Here is a 14,962-nt window from a genome sequence, read left to right as displayed (position 1 = left end):
GGCAGGCAGAAGCTTGCAGGTCGACGCCGACAAGGTCCATTTTTTGCGGAGATGCTGCCAGCGCCGAACGTGCCCGCGGTCGTCCGGCTTTTCGCGCAGGGACTTGCGGAGCTCACTTCGTCTTGCGGCGCAAGACCAGCAATCCTGCTGCCACAATCAAGACCATGCCCGAGACTGAAGCTACGGTGGGCGCTATCCCGAAGAACATGATGTCCCAAACCGCAACAAATACCAGATAGCAGTACTCGAAGGTCGAAACGATGGAAGGCGGCGCAGCCTGATAGGCACCCGCCAGCAACATGCCATTTGCAATCGCAAATCCTGCCAGCAGCGTGAGGACAAGCCAATCGGTCAGGCCCACATTTGACCAAGCGCCAAAGATGTACGGATAGGCATTCGCAACCGCTCCATGCGGTTGGACCCAAACCATGGGCGACGTGCTGGCGCCGGACATGATCGCCATCCGCGTCATTCCTCCAATCAAGTCGGCCTTCTTTGCATCACCCTGATACCTCCAGACCCATGGTGTCGCTAAAAATGCTCGTGAACTGCTGAACCATCAATGCATTCGGCAGAGGCTACCGGCATCGGCAGTCCTGCGAGAGTGGTGGGTTCTGGAAGACGGTCAAGACAAGCGACTTGATCCACCTGCGCGGCTGATTTTCGATTCCGCCGGAGGGGTCATTCAAGCGGCATGCCATGGACACGGCGTTGGTTGGTCCAAGCGGGTGACGCTGGAAGATCATTTCAGCAGGGGTGATCTGGAGCCGCTCCTTGAGCCATACGTCAAAGACCTGCCGCCATTTTACATCTACTATCCCGAGCAAAACAAAAGGGTTGAATGTCTCAAGCTGCTGGTGGAATTTCTAAGATCGAAGTTGAGGAAACCATCCGAAAACTGACTTTGGTGGCCGCGGGGTAGATCAAAACGGATCGAAGCGGGCAGGCCCGCATTGCACAAGTCGTCCGCTCGGAGACAAGAGCGGCTCCTCCGTCACCCGGGAGAGTCCGCTTTAATCAAACTCGGTCGCTCGCAGCGATCGAGCTGAGCCCCTAACCCGCCACCGCGGCCGCCGCCTTCCTTGGCGCGGCGCGCGGCCGGCGCCGTTTGGCGACGAGCTTCAGCGCCACCGGCGGCTCGTTCGACAGCGCGCCCGTCACGGCGTCGGCCATGCCATGGGCGACGAAATCCGCGTTGATGTCCTGGGCGAGCTTGGCCGCTGCTTCCTTGTCGTCGTTGCCGGTTTCCGACCAGAACACGATGCCCACCCGAAGTGCCGCCTTCGCCCGCTTCAACCGCCGGACCAGGAAGCGCGCGTGCTTGACGGAATCGCGGTTGAGAAAGCCGACCACCACCGTGTCGACGGTTTCGAGCTCGAGATGGCGGATGCTGGCGGGTTCCATGTCGGCAAAGCCCGCCCTCGAAGCGGTTGCACCCTGGACTTCCAGCACCTGCGCCAGCATCGCCGCCCCGGCATCGTCGAGTTCCCCTCGCCCGCCGGCGCAAAGCACCGACATGCCCGTGCCGTCGGGCAGCTCGGCCGCGTCCTCGGCGCCGCCGGGCTCGCTTGCCTCGCTGGCCTCCGCGGCGACGTGCGGGGCATCCTCCTCACCCGCTTCCTCCTTCGCATCGTCTTCGAGATTGGCCACCAGCGCGAGCGCGCTGGCCGCCACTTGCCGTCTCTGCTGGTCGCCCATGACGCCGCGCGCACGGTCGCGCTCGCCCAGCAGAAGCGCCGGAATGGCCACCTTGTCGTAGAATTCGACCAGGTATTTTTCTTCCAGCATCTCCTCGGCGTGGTCGGTGGCTTCGTCCGGGTCGCCGGCCAAAAGCCGCTGGTAGAGGCGCGCATGCGGTTCCAGCACCGGCTCGTTGCCGAACAGCACGTCGAGGAATTCAAACTGCGGCACGTGCCTGCCCAGCACCACGAGACAGACGGTGAGCGGCGTCGACAGCACCAGTCCGAGCGGCCCCCACAGCCACGTCCAGAAGATCGCCGCGACGATGATGGCCAGCGGCGACAGCCCGGTTCGCGACCCGTAGAGCCAAGGCTCGACGACATTGCCGGTGACCAGTTCCATCATCACGAACAGGGCCGCCGTCCACAACACGAGCGACCAGCCGGGCGCCACGGCCAGCGCTAGGAACAGCGGCAAGAGCATGCCGATGGCCGGGCCGATATAGGGAACGAACCGCAGCGCCAATGCCAGCATCCCCCACAGCAAGGCATTGGGAATGCCGAGGATCCACAGCCCGATCGCGATCGGTATGGCGTAGACGATGTTGACCACCAATTGCATCAGCAGATAGAGGCCGACGCGCTTGCCGGCATCGCGCAGCGCCTCGGTGGTGCGGTGAAGGTCGCCATAGCCTACAAGCCGGATGAAGCGGTCGCGCAGATCCTCCCGCTCCAGCAGCATGAAGATGACGACGACGATGATCAGACCCGCCGATCCGAGCGGGCTGATCAGCGGGCCGACGATGTTCTGCAGGACTTCGAGCGGCCTTTCGCGGGCAACGATCTCGACCGGCACCGGCTCGCGCCGCGGCTTGTCGGGCGTGGCGGCCGGCGGCGACGCATCCTGCTTGTCGATCTCCTGGCCGACACGCTCGACCACGTTGCTCAATCTGGCGATGATCCCGCCCCCGACGCCGGTTTCCTTGAGCGAGCGGATCTTGGCCAGGATGTTGGTCTGATAGACCGGAATGTTCTGCGCCAGTTCGCTGACCTGCGTGGCGACGATGAAGCTGAACAGCGCAAGGGCCGCGAATGCGCCGAGCACGCTGGCGATCACGGCGGCGATCCGGGGAATGCCGATCCGTTTGAGCGCCGAAACCAAAGGCGCCAGCGCGAAGGTCAAAAGCAGCGCGATGGCGATCGGCAGGAACACCTCGCGGCCGAAATACAGCGCCGCCACCGTGGTGACGGTGGTCGCCACATTGGGCAACACGGTTCGCGGATGGGGCGCGGCGGCCGCAAGAATGCTATCCAGCCCATGCGCCTCGGACGCCGTCCCGTTTCGACGATTGGCCACTCTTGATCTCTCCCCATGCCGATTAGCATGGTCTGATATATTGAGCCGGCGCGCAACCTTGGCCGATGGACCGCAGGTTACCGTTCGGGCTGGAAGGCGCGGTCGGTAAGGCAAGGATCGACAGACACCTGCGCTACATCGCCGTCGCGAACCGCCACTGGGACGTCTCGCAGGGCTCGGCCTGAGGCGCGACTCAACTCATCAGCCACCCCCCGGCCCGGCCGAGAAACGCGTCGCGCCGCTCGACCGCCGCCGGCACGCCAAGCCCGAATGCCGCTGTCAGTGTTGCGATGTTCGATGCGATGAGATCGGCGAAGCGCTTCATGTTTCGCTTGTCGAGGCCGGCCAATTGCTGCGCCAACGACCCTGCTATATCGGCCGTGTAGCCCGCCCGCATACGCTTGCGCGCGGCGGCGCTATCGATGCCGAGCGCCTGCAGGAAGGCTGAAAAGTCGTCGGCGGAAATTGCCTCCAGCCGATCCGCCGACCCGATCCTGAAGGCAAGCTCATCGGTCAGGCTGGCGTCGAGGCGCGTCGGCAGAAGGTCGTAGCGTGGCGCCATGCGAATGCGCCCGCCGGCCTCGTGAAGCAGCGCGAAATTCTTGGCATGGCCATCGGCGTTGCCGATCATCAGGTCGAACAGGGTGGCCCTGACAAAGATCTCCTTGGAGTCCAATGGGTCCGCTGTCGCCTCGAGCACATGGCGGATGGCCTGCGCGTCAAAACGCCGGCCGGGCACTCCACGCCGTTCATATTTCAGCGCCGCCGGCAAGCCGAGCGCCTGTGCGAAGTCCTCCTGATGGATACGCACGATCCGCCCGTCACGGGTAAGCGCGCGGTCGAAGCGGGTGATCAGGAGAGCCGCGGCCGCGTCGAAAGGCACGACCACGGCGTCGGTCGTCTCGAAGCCTAGCGCTCGCGACAGCGAGAGCGCCTCGGCCTCGTCGCGCGCATCGTGGAGATGGCCCGGATCGGGAACCTTCAATATGTGGGTGGTCGGCGCGCCCGAACCTGGCCGCGGCTCGCCGAAAGAGCCGTCGGGCAGCACGGTCAGCGCGATCTTGCTTTGAACGCCGGCCAGGGGCGACGGGTCGGCAGTGCCATCCGGCAGACGACGGCGCCGATGCAGCGCGTCCACGATCCGCTCCATCCGCTCCGTGCCGAGCGGTATGTAGTCACGGTCGTAGTCTCCGGGGACCTTGACGGGAGGCGCCCCCGCAGGCAGCACCGACAGGGCGCCGGCGCAGTCCTTGCCGAGATAAAACAACAGGCCGGCAATGTCGTCGCGGGCGAGGCCCTCGCGGGCCATGATGTCGGCAAGTGCTGTGTCGCGCTCCTGCAGCAGATTGTCGAAGAACGGCCGGGTGGCAACGTCGCCATAGGGTTCGTCGGTCAATGGCAGGGACAGGGACAAGGCAACGGCATCGGGATTGGCGACGTAGTCGGGCCGATACGCATAGGCAACCGCGCCATTGCCGTCACGCGCCAGGACGCCGATCGGCTCGGCGAAGCCGTCGAGCCGGACATCGAGCGCCAGGGCGTCCATCACCGTTCCCTGGCGAGAAGCGCGATGCCGGCGGCATTGGCGACCTTCAGCACCTTGCCCAGCTCCAGCGTCGGCTTGCCGTTCTCCAATTCCGACAGGAAACGCCGTCCGACGCCGGCGAGATCGGCGAATTCCTGCTGCGAAAGCCGCCGGCTCTCGCGCACCTTGCGCACCAGCCGGCCGAGATCGGCCGGGGATGCGATGATGGAGGGCTCGGCCTCGGCCCCTTTGGCGCTGATTTGCGTCGTTGCCTGCTCCCTCACATCCGCTTCGAGCATGCGAGGCAGCGTTACCCGAACATTCGGCGAAAAGGCCTTGATCGGCACCCCCTTTACAGGGACGACAACGTCCGCCCCGCCCGAAGCCGGCGCCAATGCCTCGGGTAAGCCGCCTTGTTCGGCAAAGCCATCGGGCGTGCCGATGCCGGCGTTTGCGGACCGCGCGGCTCGGCGCGCGATTTCTATCGCACTCAGCGGCGCGACCATCGGTATGGGCATGGTGGTCTTCGGCATGTTCTTGATCCCGAACGGGAACATAGCAACCCAAAGATCGAAATTCAAGCAAGGCTGCTCCCGATCGGGAGCAATCGTCGTAAATTTAGCTGCCGTACGGGAGCAAATCGCGAAAGAGCGCGCAATACAGAGCACTTTGTTCCCGAGCGGGAGCATATGCGTGCCATCGAGATTGGCTCCTCGGCTCAGCGTACCGCATATCTCGCCAGCGCGTGCTCAATCAGCACGTCGATCACCGTACTGTAGCCGATGCCGATCGCCGCCAGCGCCTTGGCGTACATCGAGATGTCGGTGAAGCCGGGCAGCGTGTTGACCTCGTTGACCAGCAGCGAGCCGTCGGGGCGCAGGAAGAAGTCGACGCGCGCCAGGGCCTCGCAGCCGAGCGCCCGGAAGGCCCGCGCCGCCATCTCCTTGGCCCTGTCGGCGACATCGGCCGGGACATCGGCGGGCACCTTGACCAGCGCGCCATCGGCGTCGAGATATTTGGCCTCATAGGTGTAGAAGCCATGCTTGCCGGCCGGAATGATCTCGCCCGGCAGCGACACCGTCAGCGAACCGTCGGCCCGCTCCAGCACCGAGCACTCGATCTCGCGGCCGTCGACGAACTCTTCGATCAGCGCCTTGCTGTCATAGCGCAAAGCCGTTTCGACGGCCTGCTCGAAGCCGTCCCTGTCATGCACCTTGCTCACTCCGAAGGAGGAGCCCTGGCGCGCCGGCTTGGCGAAGAAAGGCAGCCCAATCGCTCCGGCAATTTCCTGGAACGAACCGACATCGCCTCTCGGTACGGTGACTGAGCGGGCAACCGCCAGCCCCGCCTCGCGCAGCAGCCGCTTGGCGACATCCTTGTCCATGGCGGCGGCGGAAGCCAGGATGCCGCAGCCGACATAGGCAACGTCGGCGACCTCGGCATAGCCCTGCACCGAACCATCCTCGCCGAACGGCCCATGCAAAACGGGAAAGACGACATCGACAGGGTCAGGCTGCTCGCCATTCCTGGTGAGAGCCACCAGCCGGCCCTTGCCGCCGGGCAACAGGGCGACTTCGATGCCATCCTCCGACACCGCTGCCCCTGCCCCGTCGCCGCCTTCGGACGACGATTGCAACAGCCATTTGCCGTCCCTGGTAATGGCGATCGGCACCACCTCGTAGCGCGTCCGGTCGATCGCCTTCAGCACATTGGCCGCCGACAGCCGCGACACGTCGTGCTCGGCCGAGCGCCCGCCATAGAGGATGGCGACCCTGGTCTTATCAGTCATTGAAGTCCCTCGAAATCAAATGGTGACGGCAATGCCGCGATTGGCAAAGAAACGATCGAAATCGGCTGGCGCCAACACTGCGTTGGCCTGTGTGGCGCTGGTATGGCCGGATGGATTGTGGAAGCGAAAACCCTCATCCGATGCCGCCGTCACCAGCACCAGATGGCCGCCCTTCGACGGCGGTTCGCGCTCAGGCCAGCGGATCGAACTGCTGACCGAAGCGATGAAGAAGCGCGACTGCCTGAGGATCGCCGGAATGTCCGATGTCGCGACATTGGTCATCACCTGCGCCCCTAGGCCGAATTCCGCCTGCACGAAGGTGACGAAGGGTGCGTAGATCAGGCCCTTGATCGAGCCGTCATTGACGACATAGCCGCCATATACGGTGCAGCGCCTTGCCAGATCGATCGTCGGCACGATCTCGCCGCGCGTCGCCAGGATCATTTTCAGGCACGCCATGCCGCAGATGTTGGCGGCCCAGACCGCGTACTCGTCGAGCGTTTCGGCGCCCGATCCCCGCCACAGCGGATCGCGCCTGAGCGCTGCCTCGGCGCCATCGGCAAGCACGGCCAGCGTCATGTCTGGCGTTTCCCACTGGCTGAAAAACGGCACGGTTTCAGGCAATGGGTTCACAGGGTTTCCCGGGCAGCATTTATCAGTCTCGTACACGAGACTACGAGACTGATAAAAAGCGACTTAACGCTGATAGACAATATGCCTAGGCGAGCAACGAAAACGGGTCACCTGTCCCTGTACGACGCGGCCGCAGGCCCCCGCTTACTCGGCCTTCGTCCAGCCGAACACCAGCCAGGCGTATTTCGATTTTTCGTCGGGTTCGGCGGTGTAGGTCATCTGGATATCGCCGTCCTTGGCGTAGATGTCGAGCCGGGGTGCCGTGTCGAGCTTGAGCCACAGGGAGCTCTTGCTGAAGGACCATGTCCCGCACCAGACGCAAGCGCCCGAAGTCGGGTCACCCGGCTGATGGAAATTGTAGCGGCCGTCCGCCGTGATCTCGAGATAGTCGAACGCGCCGTAGAACGCGGTTACCGTCTGCTGGAATTCGGCGGCGGCCGCTTCCTGTTCCGGCGTCGGCGCATCCTTCATGTCACGCGGCGGCCGGATGGCCGAGCCGCTGAGTTTCCATTTGCCGACAAAGTCATTCTTGGTCGGGAGATATTCCTCCTGAGCCTGCACCGATGAAATATAAGAAACTGATAATATGCTTGCCGGCAACATGGCTTCGCTCATAAGTACAAGCGTTGCAGCGCAGATTGCCTTGGTCGATTTATGCATGAAATATATTTCTCCACGATGGGGAAAGGATGCCTCTATCCGGCGAAAATTTGCCGCGTACCTTGCTTCGACGCCGATTCCCGCCGTCTTTGCACGGTTAGCATTGGGGCCAGCAATCTGGCAACGACAGGGACGCCATCCATCCCGCAAGCCGTTGGGCCAGCGCATTGAGAGCGCCATCGGATGGCGGCCGCAGTTGCGTTCCCTGAAAGTTCCTAGAAGGTGATCTTCACCGAAGCGGCGCTGCGCGTGTGCGCACCGTGATGGACGGCCTCGATGTTGTTGCCGTCCGGGTCGAGCAGGAAGGCGGCGTAGTAGCCGGGATGATAAGGCCGCTCGCCCGGTGCGCCATTGTCCTTGCCGCCGGCCGCCAGCCCGGCCTTGTAGAAGGCATCGACCATCGCATGGTCCTTCGCCTGGAAGGCCAGATGATGACGGCCGGTGAGTTTTCCCAGGGCTGCCTGGCTGTCGGCGCTGGAGATGAACAGTTCGTCGGACCAGAAATAATCTTCGCCGGTCCCGCCGATCGGCACGCCGAGTACCTGGAAGATCGCTTCATAGAAACGCCGGCTGGCGGCGAGATCCAGCACCACCAATTGGATGTGGTCGATAAGCCGGCCGCGATGCAGTTCCTGGGTCTTCATAAATTCCTCCTCGCGATGTTTCGACTTTAAATTCGCTTGGAGCGCCGTCAACGCGGGTGGGCGCAGGCTACTGACAGGCGTTGCCTTCCGGCGCTGTCGCCGAAAATCTCGCCCTTCGGTCCTTCGCAAACGAAAAAGCCCGCCGGAGAGGGGGAAACCGGCGGGCTTTTGGAAAGCCTCGTTGAAAAGGCTTTCAGATGTCTGCGGGGGGTCAGACACCTAGGAACACCTGTGCGCCGAAGAGGTTCCACGCGGATCGCTTTTCAGGAGAAATTCTTCTGACGGGAACTTTCCGATCAAAGCGGAGTTTCGTGGCGCGGCGGGAGGAACCACGATTGGATTGTTTTCAGAGGCTGGAGGCGCTGCTCGACAGCGCCGGGGTCGACGATGTCGAGGAGGCAACCGCCTTGCTGCGACGCTTCAAAGGCAACAAGTCGCCGGCGGTCACCGCGGCGATCGACGAGTTCATGCTCGACTTCATGACATTGGTCTTCGTCGTCGAGACCGGCGAGGAAGGCTTTGAAAAACCGCTCCGCAAGCTGGTGCGCACCAGACTTGCGATCCTCAAGCATCTGGTCGCGGTGAAGGCTTAGGAATACCGCCTTCCGTGACCCGCCTTACCCCTTCAGCAGCGCGGCCAGCCGTGGAATGCCTTCTGTGACCGCGCGCCGATCGGCGAGCGTGAAGGACAGCCGCAGCGTGTTGCGCCCGGTGCCGTCGGCGTAGAAAGCGTTGCCGGGCACGAAAGCGACGCGCGCTTCCTTCACCGACCGCGCCAGGAGTTCGGTGGCGTCAGCCCCTTCCGGCAGCGTCGCCCAGACGAACATGCCGCCTTCCGGGCGGCTCCAGGTCACGCCGTCGGGCATGTGGGCTTCCAGCGCGCCAAGCAGCCCGTCGCGGCGCTCGCGATAGGCGCCGATGAGCTTGTCGACCTGGCCGTCGAACACGGATTCGGCGACGCGGTGCATCACCAGCTGGTTGATCGACGGGCTGTGCAGGTCGGAAGCCTGCTTCATCAGCACCAGCTTTTCCACCACATGGCGCGGCGCGCAGACCCACCCGACGCGCATTCCCGGCGACAGGATTTTCGAGAACGAGCCGCAATAGAGCGTGCGCGCCTTGTCAATGCCGCCGGAGCGCGCGCAATCGAGCGCCAGGATCGGCGGCACGCCCTCGCCGTCATAACGCAGCGCCCGATAGGCGGCGTCCTCGATGACGGCGATGTCGAGTTCGCCGGCAAGATCGAGCACCGCCTCGCGCTGTTTCTTGTCCAGTGTGTTGCCGGTCGGGTTGGCGAAGTCAGGCACCAGATAGGCGAACTTGACCTTGCCGCCATTTGCGGCCGCCGCCGCGCGATAGGCATCCGGCGTCATGTTGCCGCCTTCGGGCCGCAGCCGGTCATAGCGCGGTTCATAGGCGTTGAAGGCCTGCAGCGCACCAAGATAGGTCGGCCATGTCACCAGCGCGGTATCGCCGGGCGACAGGAACAGCTTGCCCAGATAATCCAGCGCCTGCTGCGAGCCGGAGGTGATGAAGATGTTGGCCTCGTCGCAGGCGACGCCGAGCTTGCCCATCTGCCCGGCGATCCAGCGCCGCAGCGGCAGATAGCCTTCCGAGACCTGATACTGCAGCGCCGCCCCCGCCTCCGCACCGCCCAGCACCTCGGCATAGGCATCGCGGATCGCCTCAGCCGGAAACAGCGCCGGATCGGGAATGCCGCCGGCGAACGAGATGATGTCGGGCTGGTCGAGCAGCTTCAGCAGCTCGCGGATTTCGGAGGCCTTCATGCGCGACGAGCGCGAAGCCAACAGGTTCATAAGGGTCAAGTCACGCCTCCCCGGACGTTTCGAATATAGGTCAACTTAGCTGACCTATATCCGCTTTGTCAGGCAATTTGAATAGTGCCTGAAGCCCTTGCGGTATACGCCAGTGGCGGCCGGGGCGGAACGCCTACAAGGTTTTCTTGTAACCGACATGGCTGCCGACGAAGCCGAGGCTGTCATAGAAACGGTGCGCGTCCGCCCGCCCCTTGTCGGTGGTCAACTGCACGAGGCTGCATTTGCGCGCCCGGCACTGATCGATCGCCCATTCGAACATCAACCGGCCGATGCCGCCCGAGCGCCGGTGGCCGGCGACCCGCACCGCCTCGATCTGCCCACGCCAGGCGCCCTTGCGCGACAGCCCGGCAAGGAAGGTGATCTGCAGCGTGCCGACCACCTCCGCCCCGTCCACGGCCACCGCCAGCAACTGGTTGGGATCGGCGTCGATGGCGTCGAAGGCATCGAGATAGCCCCGCGCCAGCGGCAAGGAGGCATCCTCACGCGCAGCACCCAACGGATCGTCGGCCAGCATGGCAACGATGGCCGGCAGGTCGGAGGCTTGCGCCTTGCGGAAGGTGATCATGGTGCCGGGATAGCGCGAGGTGATGGTGGCGGCAATATTGTATTGAGATGCGAACTTGGCCAGCTAAGCTCGCCGGCGATAAAATTGGCGAAAGCAGGCGCCGCCAGCCTCGCAGGTTACACCTCGCCCTCATACACCCTCTGCGCCTGCATCAGCGCAGCATCCAGCCTCTCCCCCTCGGCATATCCAGCCAAATTCCCCGGCCGCTCTATCCCGGGCAGGATCCTCGGGCACGGCTCGGCCGCGCCAATCACTGTCCGCACCGGGATGACGCCGGCCCACACCGGATGGCCGTAATCCTCCTCGTCATCGGCGACGCCCTTGGCGCGCACTTTCGCCGATGCTTCCTCGATGCGCATGCCGATCACCATCGTCGCCTTGGCTTCCTGCGCCGAGATCGGCCGCAAGGTCGCGCTACGGCCGGGATAGAAACGGTCGACGACGCCGGCCAGCGCCTTCATCTTCTCCTCCGGGTCATCGACGATCCGTGCCGTGCCGAAGCACATGGCCGAGCGGTAGTTGGCGGAATGGTTGAAGCCGGTGCGCGCCAGCACCAGCCCGTCGAGGTGCGACACGGTGAGACAGGCCGGCGTGCCGCCGCGCAGCTGGCGCAGCATGCGGCTGGCGGACGAGCCGTGCCAGTAAATCCTATCGCCCTCGCGCCAGTGGATGGTCGGCGTACAATAGGGCTGGCCGTCGAACGTGTAGGCGACATGGCACAACAGCCCGGCATCCAGCACCGCAAAGACGGCCGCATGGTCGTAGCTGCCGCGCTCATGCAGGCGCTTGACCCGGTTGCGGCTGGTGGTCGGAAAGCTGGCGGCGACGTCGTTCACGGCTTGCATCCTTGTCTCTGGTCTGCCAACCATGCGCGATGATATTGGTCGATAAAAGGACCAATCCAATGGATAAAAATAGGACCAATCCGCCGGATTGGTCGGCGCTGATCCCGGTCCTGCCGGGCGACGGCCCGCGCAGCCGCGAGCTTTACGCCGCGCTCAGGCGGCTGATCGAGACCGGCGCGCTGGCCGCCGGCGCCAAGCTGCCGACCACCCGCGACCTTGCGCAACGTTTCGGCCTGTCGCGCTCGGCGGCGGTCGCCTGTTTCGAAATGCTGGTCTCGGAAGGCTTTGCCGTGGCCAAGGTCGGCGCCGGCACCTTCGTCGCGCCCGACGTGCCGCATCTGCCGACAACGCTCGTCAAGCCACGCCCGCCGGAGATCGACGCCGCCACTTCACTGCCTTGCGGCCTTGGCGTCGCGGTGTCCGACCCGCGCACGCTCAATTTGTTCCGCATCCTGCTGTCGCGCCACCTCGCCCGCCCCGGCCCCGAACATTTCCGCTACGGCGATCCGCGCGGCGGTCTTCCGCTGCGCACCGCGATATCAGCGTATCTCAGGACCGCGCGCGGCGTGCGCTGCGACGCCGGCCAGATCGTGCTGACCTCGGGCACGCAGCAGGGGCTCGACCTGCTGGCGCGCGCGGCCCTTCGCCCCGGCGATGCCGTCTGGCTGGAAAATCCCTGCTATCCCATGGCGCACGCCGTGCTGGCCGGCAGCGGCGCCGGGATTGTCGCCGTGCCGGTCGATGCCGAAGGGCTCGATCCCGAGATCGGCGAGCGTCTCTGCCCACAGGCCCGCGCGGCCTATGTCACGCCCTCGCATCAATATCCGCTCGGCGTGACCATGACGATGCGCCGCCGCCTCGCCCTGCTCGACTGGGCGCGGCGCAACGATGCCTGGATCCTCGAGGACGATTACGACAGCGAGTTCCGCTACGCCGGCCCGCCGCTGACCTCGCTGCAAGGCATGGATGGCGCCAACCGCGTCGCCTATCTCGGCACCTTCTCGAAAGTGCTCTTCCCCGGCCTGCGCATCGGCTATGTCGTGGTGCCGGAGCCCCTGCTCGATGCCGTCATGGCGATCAGGGCGCGTTCCGACCGTTACCCCTCGACGCTGGCCGAGGGTGCGCTGACCGACCTTTTAAACGAAGGCCATTTTGCCGCCCATCTCAGGCGGGTGCGCCGCCGCGTGCAAGCCGCCCGCGACGTGCTGGTGGCGGGCCTCCAGGCGCGTTGCGGCGATGCGCTTGATGTGACCGTGCCCGAACAGGGGCTGCATCTGATGGCGATGCTGAGGGGTGGCGGACCGGACACGGCGATCGTCGAAGCGGCAAAGGCGGTGGGCGTCGGCGCGCGTGCCCTGTCCGCGATGTTCATCGACGGCACGCCGAGGCACGGGCTGGTGCTGGGGTTTTCCGGGTTTTCGGATGAGGAACTGACCGGAGCGACTTTGAGATTGGGCGGGGTGATGAGGCATTGAGTGACAACAGGCGAGCACAGCGCTGCCCCTCATTGTCCTGCCGGACATTTCTCCCCGTATAGTGACGGGGAGAAAGACGCCCCGACGAATGATTTCGCCAATTGTCAGCGTTGCAGAAAAGGCGCCGAGGTTGCGGCAGCATTCTTCTCCCCGTCACTATACGGGGAGAAGGTGCCGGCAGGCGGATGAGGGGCAGCGCAACCCTCAGAGGTTAATCCCCATCCGCAGCAGGCTTCGCCTTGCCGCACTGCGCCAGAACCTTGCCGATCGCCCCGCGCGACCCCTTCAGCGGAAAGCTGACCGCGCCAAATTTGGCAGCGCTGACCGTCACATCGCCCTTCGAACGCAAGAGGTCGAGCAGCGGATCGGCCTTCGCCAGATTGACCACGAAGTAATTATACATTTCCTCCAGCTGCAGCGTCTTGGTCACCGTCTTGCCGTCCGCCTTGAAATCGAACGCGCCGCTGACGCCAGGCTCCGTCTGCTGGCCGCTGGAGCCCAGATCGTAGCTCAGCACAGGCGTTTCGAAACAGGTCAGCATCAGATAGGCATCGCCCTTCGGCCCGCCGCACACCGAGGCGGTCAGCACGCTGCCGCCCTCGTCCTCCTCCATCTTGGCGCTCCAGCCGCTGCACGACGCGGCTAAGGCCGGCTGCGCGGCCTGCAATGCGGCCACGGCACCAGCGACGACGAGATAACGAACCCTCATGACTTCCCCTCCGACAATTGCAGCACCCGTCGGCAGCATATAGGAAAAGCGATCCCGTGACATTGCCCGTTGCGGCAAAGTCGTGTGGTTTGGAGAGAACGGTGTTGAGAGCCTGCGTTCGTCTGTGCGTTTTGATGGCGGCCCTGGTTACTTTGCCTCTGGCTGCCCATGCGCAGTGGAAGCCGGTCGAGAAGGTCGAAACCTACGCCATTTCAGGCCAGTCCGGGCCGGAGCTCTACCGCTCGATCGGCGAGAACGGGCCGAATGTCGGCGTTGCCCGCGCCATCGCCCACACCAATTTCAAGCTGACCTGGACCAGGGATTATCAGGCGCGGGCCGGCGCCTGCGTGCTGGCGTCGGCCAAGCCGAAGCTGATCATCACCTACACCTTGCCCAGCCCCTCCTCGCCCTTGCCGTCCGCCGTCCAGAAGAACTGGGAGGTTTTCCTCGCCGGTGTCAGCGCCCATGAAAAGGTGCATGGCGCGACCATTGTCGACATGGTGCGCAAGATCGAGGCGGCGACCGTCGGCCTGACGGTTGCCGACGATCCCAGCTGCAGCAAGATCCGGACCGAGATGACCAAGCGCCTGTCCGCACTCTCGCAGGCGCAGCGCCAGGCGAGCCGCGATTTCGACCGCGTCGAACTCGGCCCGGGCGGCAATCTGCAAAAACTCATCCTTGCCCTGGTGAATGGCGGCTGAGCGCCTTCAGGCCTCGGACACCAGCCCGTCGAGCAGCGCCAAACCTTCCGGCCAATCGCCCAGGCCGCTTTCGGCATTGATGTGGCCGAACGGGCCGATCACGGCCAGGCGGCTGCCCCATTGCATCGCGCGCGCCTGCGCATAGTCCGCCGAGCCATAAGGGTCGTTCGTACTGGTCACCACCAGCGAGGCAAAGCGCAGCTTGCCTTGCGGAATTCTGGCGAAAGCCATGCCATATCCGGGAAAGACCGCCGACGCCGGATCGGGAACGGCTACCAGCAAGGCCGCCTTGACCGGCCGTTGCGAAATCTTCTGCCAGTGTGCGATCAGCAGGCAGGACAGGCTGTGCGCGACCAGCACCGGCGGCTCGGGCGCCGCGATCACGGCGGCCTCCAGTGCCGCCAGCCAGTCGGTGAAATCGGGCAGCTCCCAGCTTGAAGGCTGGAAGCGCCGCATCGCGCGATTGGCGCTTTCCCAGCGCGATTGCCAATGCGCCGGCCCGGACCCGCCGCTGCCCGGCAGGATGATGAAATGCGTCATGT

General features: G+C 64.5%; 17 protein-coding genes. 4 read left to right on the top strand and 13 right to left on the bottom strand.

Annotated elements, in window-relative coordinates:
• Positions 1 to 112: 112 nt before the first annotated feature.
• Positions 113 to 463 carry a hypothetical protein gene (locus tag JG746_RS15055; RefSeq protein ID WP_202358839.1) on the bottom strand — a complete coding sequence of 117 codons (351 nt, stop codon included), beginning with the start codon at positions 461 to 463 and terminating at the stop codon, positions 113 to 115.
• An 85-nt stretch (positions 464 to 548) separates the two neighbouring features.
• On the opposite strand from JG746_RS15055, the gene JG746_RS37835 reads away from it, so the two are divergent.
• Positions 549 to 902 carry a LysR substrate-binding domain-containing protein gene (locus tag JG746_RS37835; RefSeq protein WP_202359375.1) on the top strand — a complete coding sequence of 118 codons (354 nt, stop codon included), beginning with the start codon at positions 549 to 551 and terminating at the stop codon, positions 900 to 902.
• A gap of 151 nt (positions 903 to 1,053) precedes the next feature.
• Here JG746_RS37835 and JG746_RS15045 read toward each other — a convergent pair whose 3' ends face one another.
• The 7 genes from JG746_RS15045 to JG746_RS15015 all read right to left on the bottom strand — a co-directional run bounded on the left by JG746_RS15045 (position 1,054) and on the right by JG746_RS15015 (position 8,287).
• Complete coding sequence (locus JG746_RS15045; protein WP_202358838.1) at positions 1,054 to 3,036, bottom strand: AI-2E family transporter; 1,983 nt, start codon at positions 3,034 to 3,036, stop codon at positions 1,054 to 1,056.
• A 193-nt stretch (positions 3,037 to 3,229) separates the two neighbouring features.
• Positions 3,230 to 4,582 (bottom strand): HipA domain-containing protein, encoded by a 1,353-nt coding sequence (locus tag JG746_RS15040; RefSeq protein ID WP_202358837.1) that lies wholly within the window; start codon positions 4,580 to 4,582, stop codon positions 3,230 to 3,232.
• Positions 4,582 to 5,094 (bottom strand): helix-turn-helix transcriptional regulator, encoded by a 513-nt coding sequence (locus tag JG746_RS37155; RefSeq protein ID WP_244730821.1) that lies wholly within the window; start codon positions 5,092 to 5,094, stop codon positions 4,582 to 4,584. Before JG746_RS37155 ends, JG746_RS15040 begins: the two co-directional genes overlap by 1 nt.
• A 185-nt stretch (positions 5,095 to 5,279) precedes the next feature.
• Positions 5,280 to 6,350, bottom strand: a complete 1,071-nt coding sequence (locus JG746_RS15030) for a D-alanine--D-alanine ligase family protein (protein WP_202358836.1) — start codon at positions 6,348 to 6,350, stop codon at positions 5,280 to 5,282.
• 15 nt (positions 6,351 to 6,365) lie between these two features.
• The gene (locus tag JG746_RS15025; protein ID WP_202358835.1) at positions 6,366 to 6,983 is read right to left on the bottom strand and encodes a C39 family peptidase; all 618 of its coding nucleotides are present in this window, start codon (positions 6,981 to 6,983) and stop codon (positions 6,366 to 6,368) included.
• Positions 6,984 to 7,127: 144 nt separating this feature from the next.
• Positions 7,128 to 7,598, bottom strand: a complete 471-nt coding sequence (locus JG746_RS15020) for a hypothetical protein (protein WP_244730886.1) — start codon at positions 7,596 to 7,598, stop codon at positions 7,128 to 7,130.
• A gap of 260 nt (positions 7,599 to 7,858) precedes the next feature.
• Positions 7,859 to 8,287 carry a VOC family protein gene (locus JG746_RS15015; RefSeq protein ID WP_202358833.1) on the bottom strand — a complete coding sequence of 143 codons (429 nt, stop codon included), beginning with the start codon at positions 8,285 to 8,287 and terminating at the stop codon, positions 7,859 to 7,861.
• 335 nt (positions 8,288 to 8,622) lie between these two features.
• On the opposite strand from JG746_RS15015, the gene JG746_RS15010 reads away from it, so the two are divergent.
• Complete coding sequence (locus tag JG746_RS15010) at positions 8,623 to 8,880, top strand: hypothetical protein (RefSeq protein WP_244730820.1); 258 nt, start codon at positions 8,623 to 8,625, stop codon at positions 8,878 to 8,880.
• 24 nt (positions 8,881 to 8,904) lie between these two features.
• On the opposite strand, the gene JG746_RS15005 is transcribed toward JG746_RS15010, so the two are convergent.
• The 3 genes from JG746_RS15005 to JG746_RS14995 all read right to left on the bottom strand — a co-directional run bounded on the left by JG746_RS15005 (position 8,905) and on the right by JG746_RS14995 (position 11,559).
• Positions 8,905 to 10,104, bottom strand: a complete 1,200-nt coding sequence (locus JG746_RS15005; protein WP_202359373.1) for an aminotransferase-like domain-containing protein — start codon at positions 10,102 to 10,104, stop codon at positions 8,905 to 8,907.
• A 133-nt stretch (positions 10,105 to 10,237) separates the two neighbouring features.
• Positions 10,238 to 10,690, bottom strand: a complete 453-nt coding sequence (locus JG746_RS15000) for a GNAT family N-acetyltransferase (protein ID WP_202358831.1) — start codon at positions 10,688 to 10,690, stop codon at positions 10,238 to 10,240.
• Between the two features lie 116 nt (positions 10,691 to 10,806).
• A complete protein-coding gene (locus JG746_RS14995; RefSeq protein WP_202358830.1) occupies positions 10,807 to 11,559 on the bottom strand; it encodes a pyridoxamine 5'-phosphate oxidase family protein in 753 nt (250 codons plus the stop codon).
• Between the two features lie 35 nt (positions 11,560 to 11,594).
• On the opposite strand from JG746_RS14995, the gene pdxR reads away from it, so the two are divergent.
• Positions 11,595 to 13,010 carry a MocR-like pyridoxine biosynthesis transcription factor PdxR gene (pdxR, locus tag JG746_RS14990; RefSeq protein WP_244730819.1) on the top strand — a complete coding sequence of 472 codons (1,416 nt, stop codon included), beginning with the start codon at positions 11,595 to 11,597 and terminating at the stop codon, positions 13,008 to 13,010.
• Between the two features lie 211 nt (positions 13,011 to 13,221).
• Here pdxR and JG746_RS14985 read toward each other — a convergent pair whose 3' ends face one another.
• Positions 13,222 to 13,719 (bottom strand): hypothetical protein, encoded by a 498-nt coding sequence (locus tag JG746_RS14985; protein WP_244730818.1) that lies wholly within the window; start codon positions 13,717 to 13,719, stop codon positions 13,222 to 13,224.
• Positions 13,720 to 13,853: 134 nt separating this feature from the next.
• On the opposite strand from JG746_RS14985, the gene JG746_RS14980 reads away from it, so the two are divergent.
• The gene (locus JG746_RS14980; RefSeq protein WP_202358828.1) at positions 13,854 to 14,420 is read left to right on the top strand and encodes a DUF922 domain-containing Zn-dependent protease; all 567 of its coding nucleotides are present in this window, start codon (positions 13,854 to 13,856) and stop codon (positions 14,418 to 14,420) included.
• Between the two features lie 6 nt (positions 14,421 to 14,426).
• Here the strand turns inward: JG746_RS14980 and JG746_RS14975 are convergent, their stop codons facing one another.
• Complete coding sequence (locus JG746_RS14975; RefSeq protein ID WP_202358827.1) at positions 14,427 to 14,960, bottom strand: RBBP9/YdeN family alpha/beta hydrolase; 534 nt, start codon at positions 14,958 to 14,960, stop codon at positions 14,427 to 14,429.
• Positions 14,961 to 14,962 lie beyond the last annotated feature (2 nt).

The organism is Mesorhizobium sp. 113-3-3 (assembly GCF_016756495.1).
Classification (GTDB): Bacteria; Pseudomonadota; Alphaproteobacteria; order Rhizobiales; family Rhizobiaceae; genus Mesorhizobium.
The sequence above is the reverse complement of the archived record's forward strand: the minus strand, read 5'-3'. Positions and strand labels throughout refer to the sequence as shown.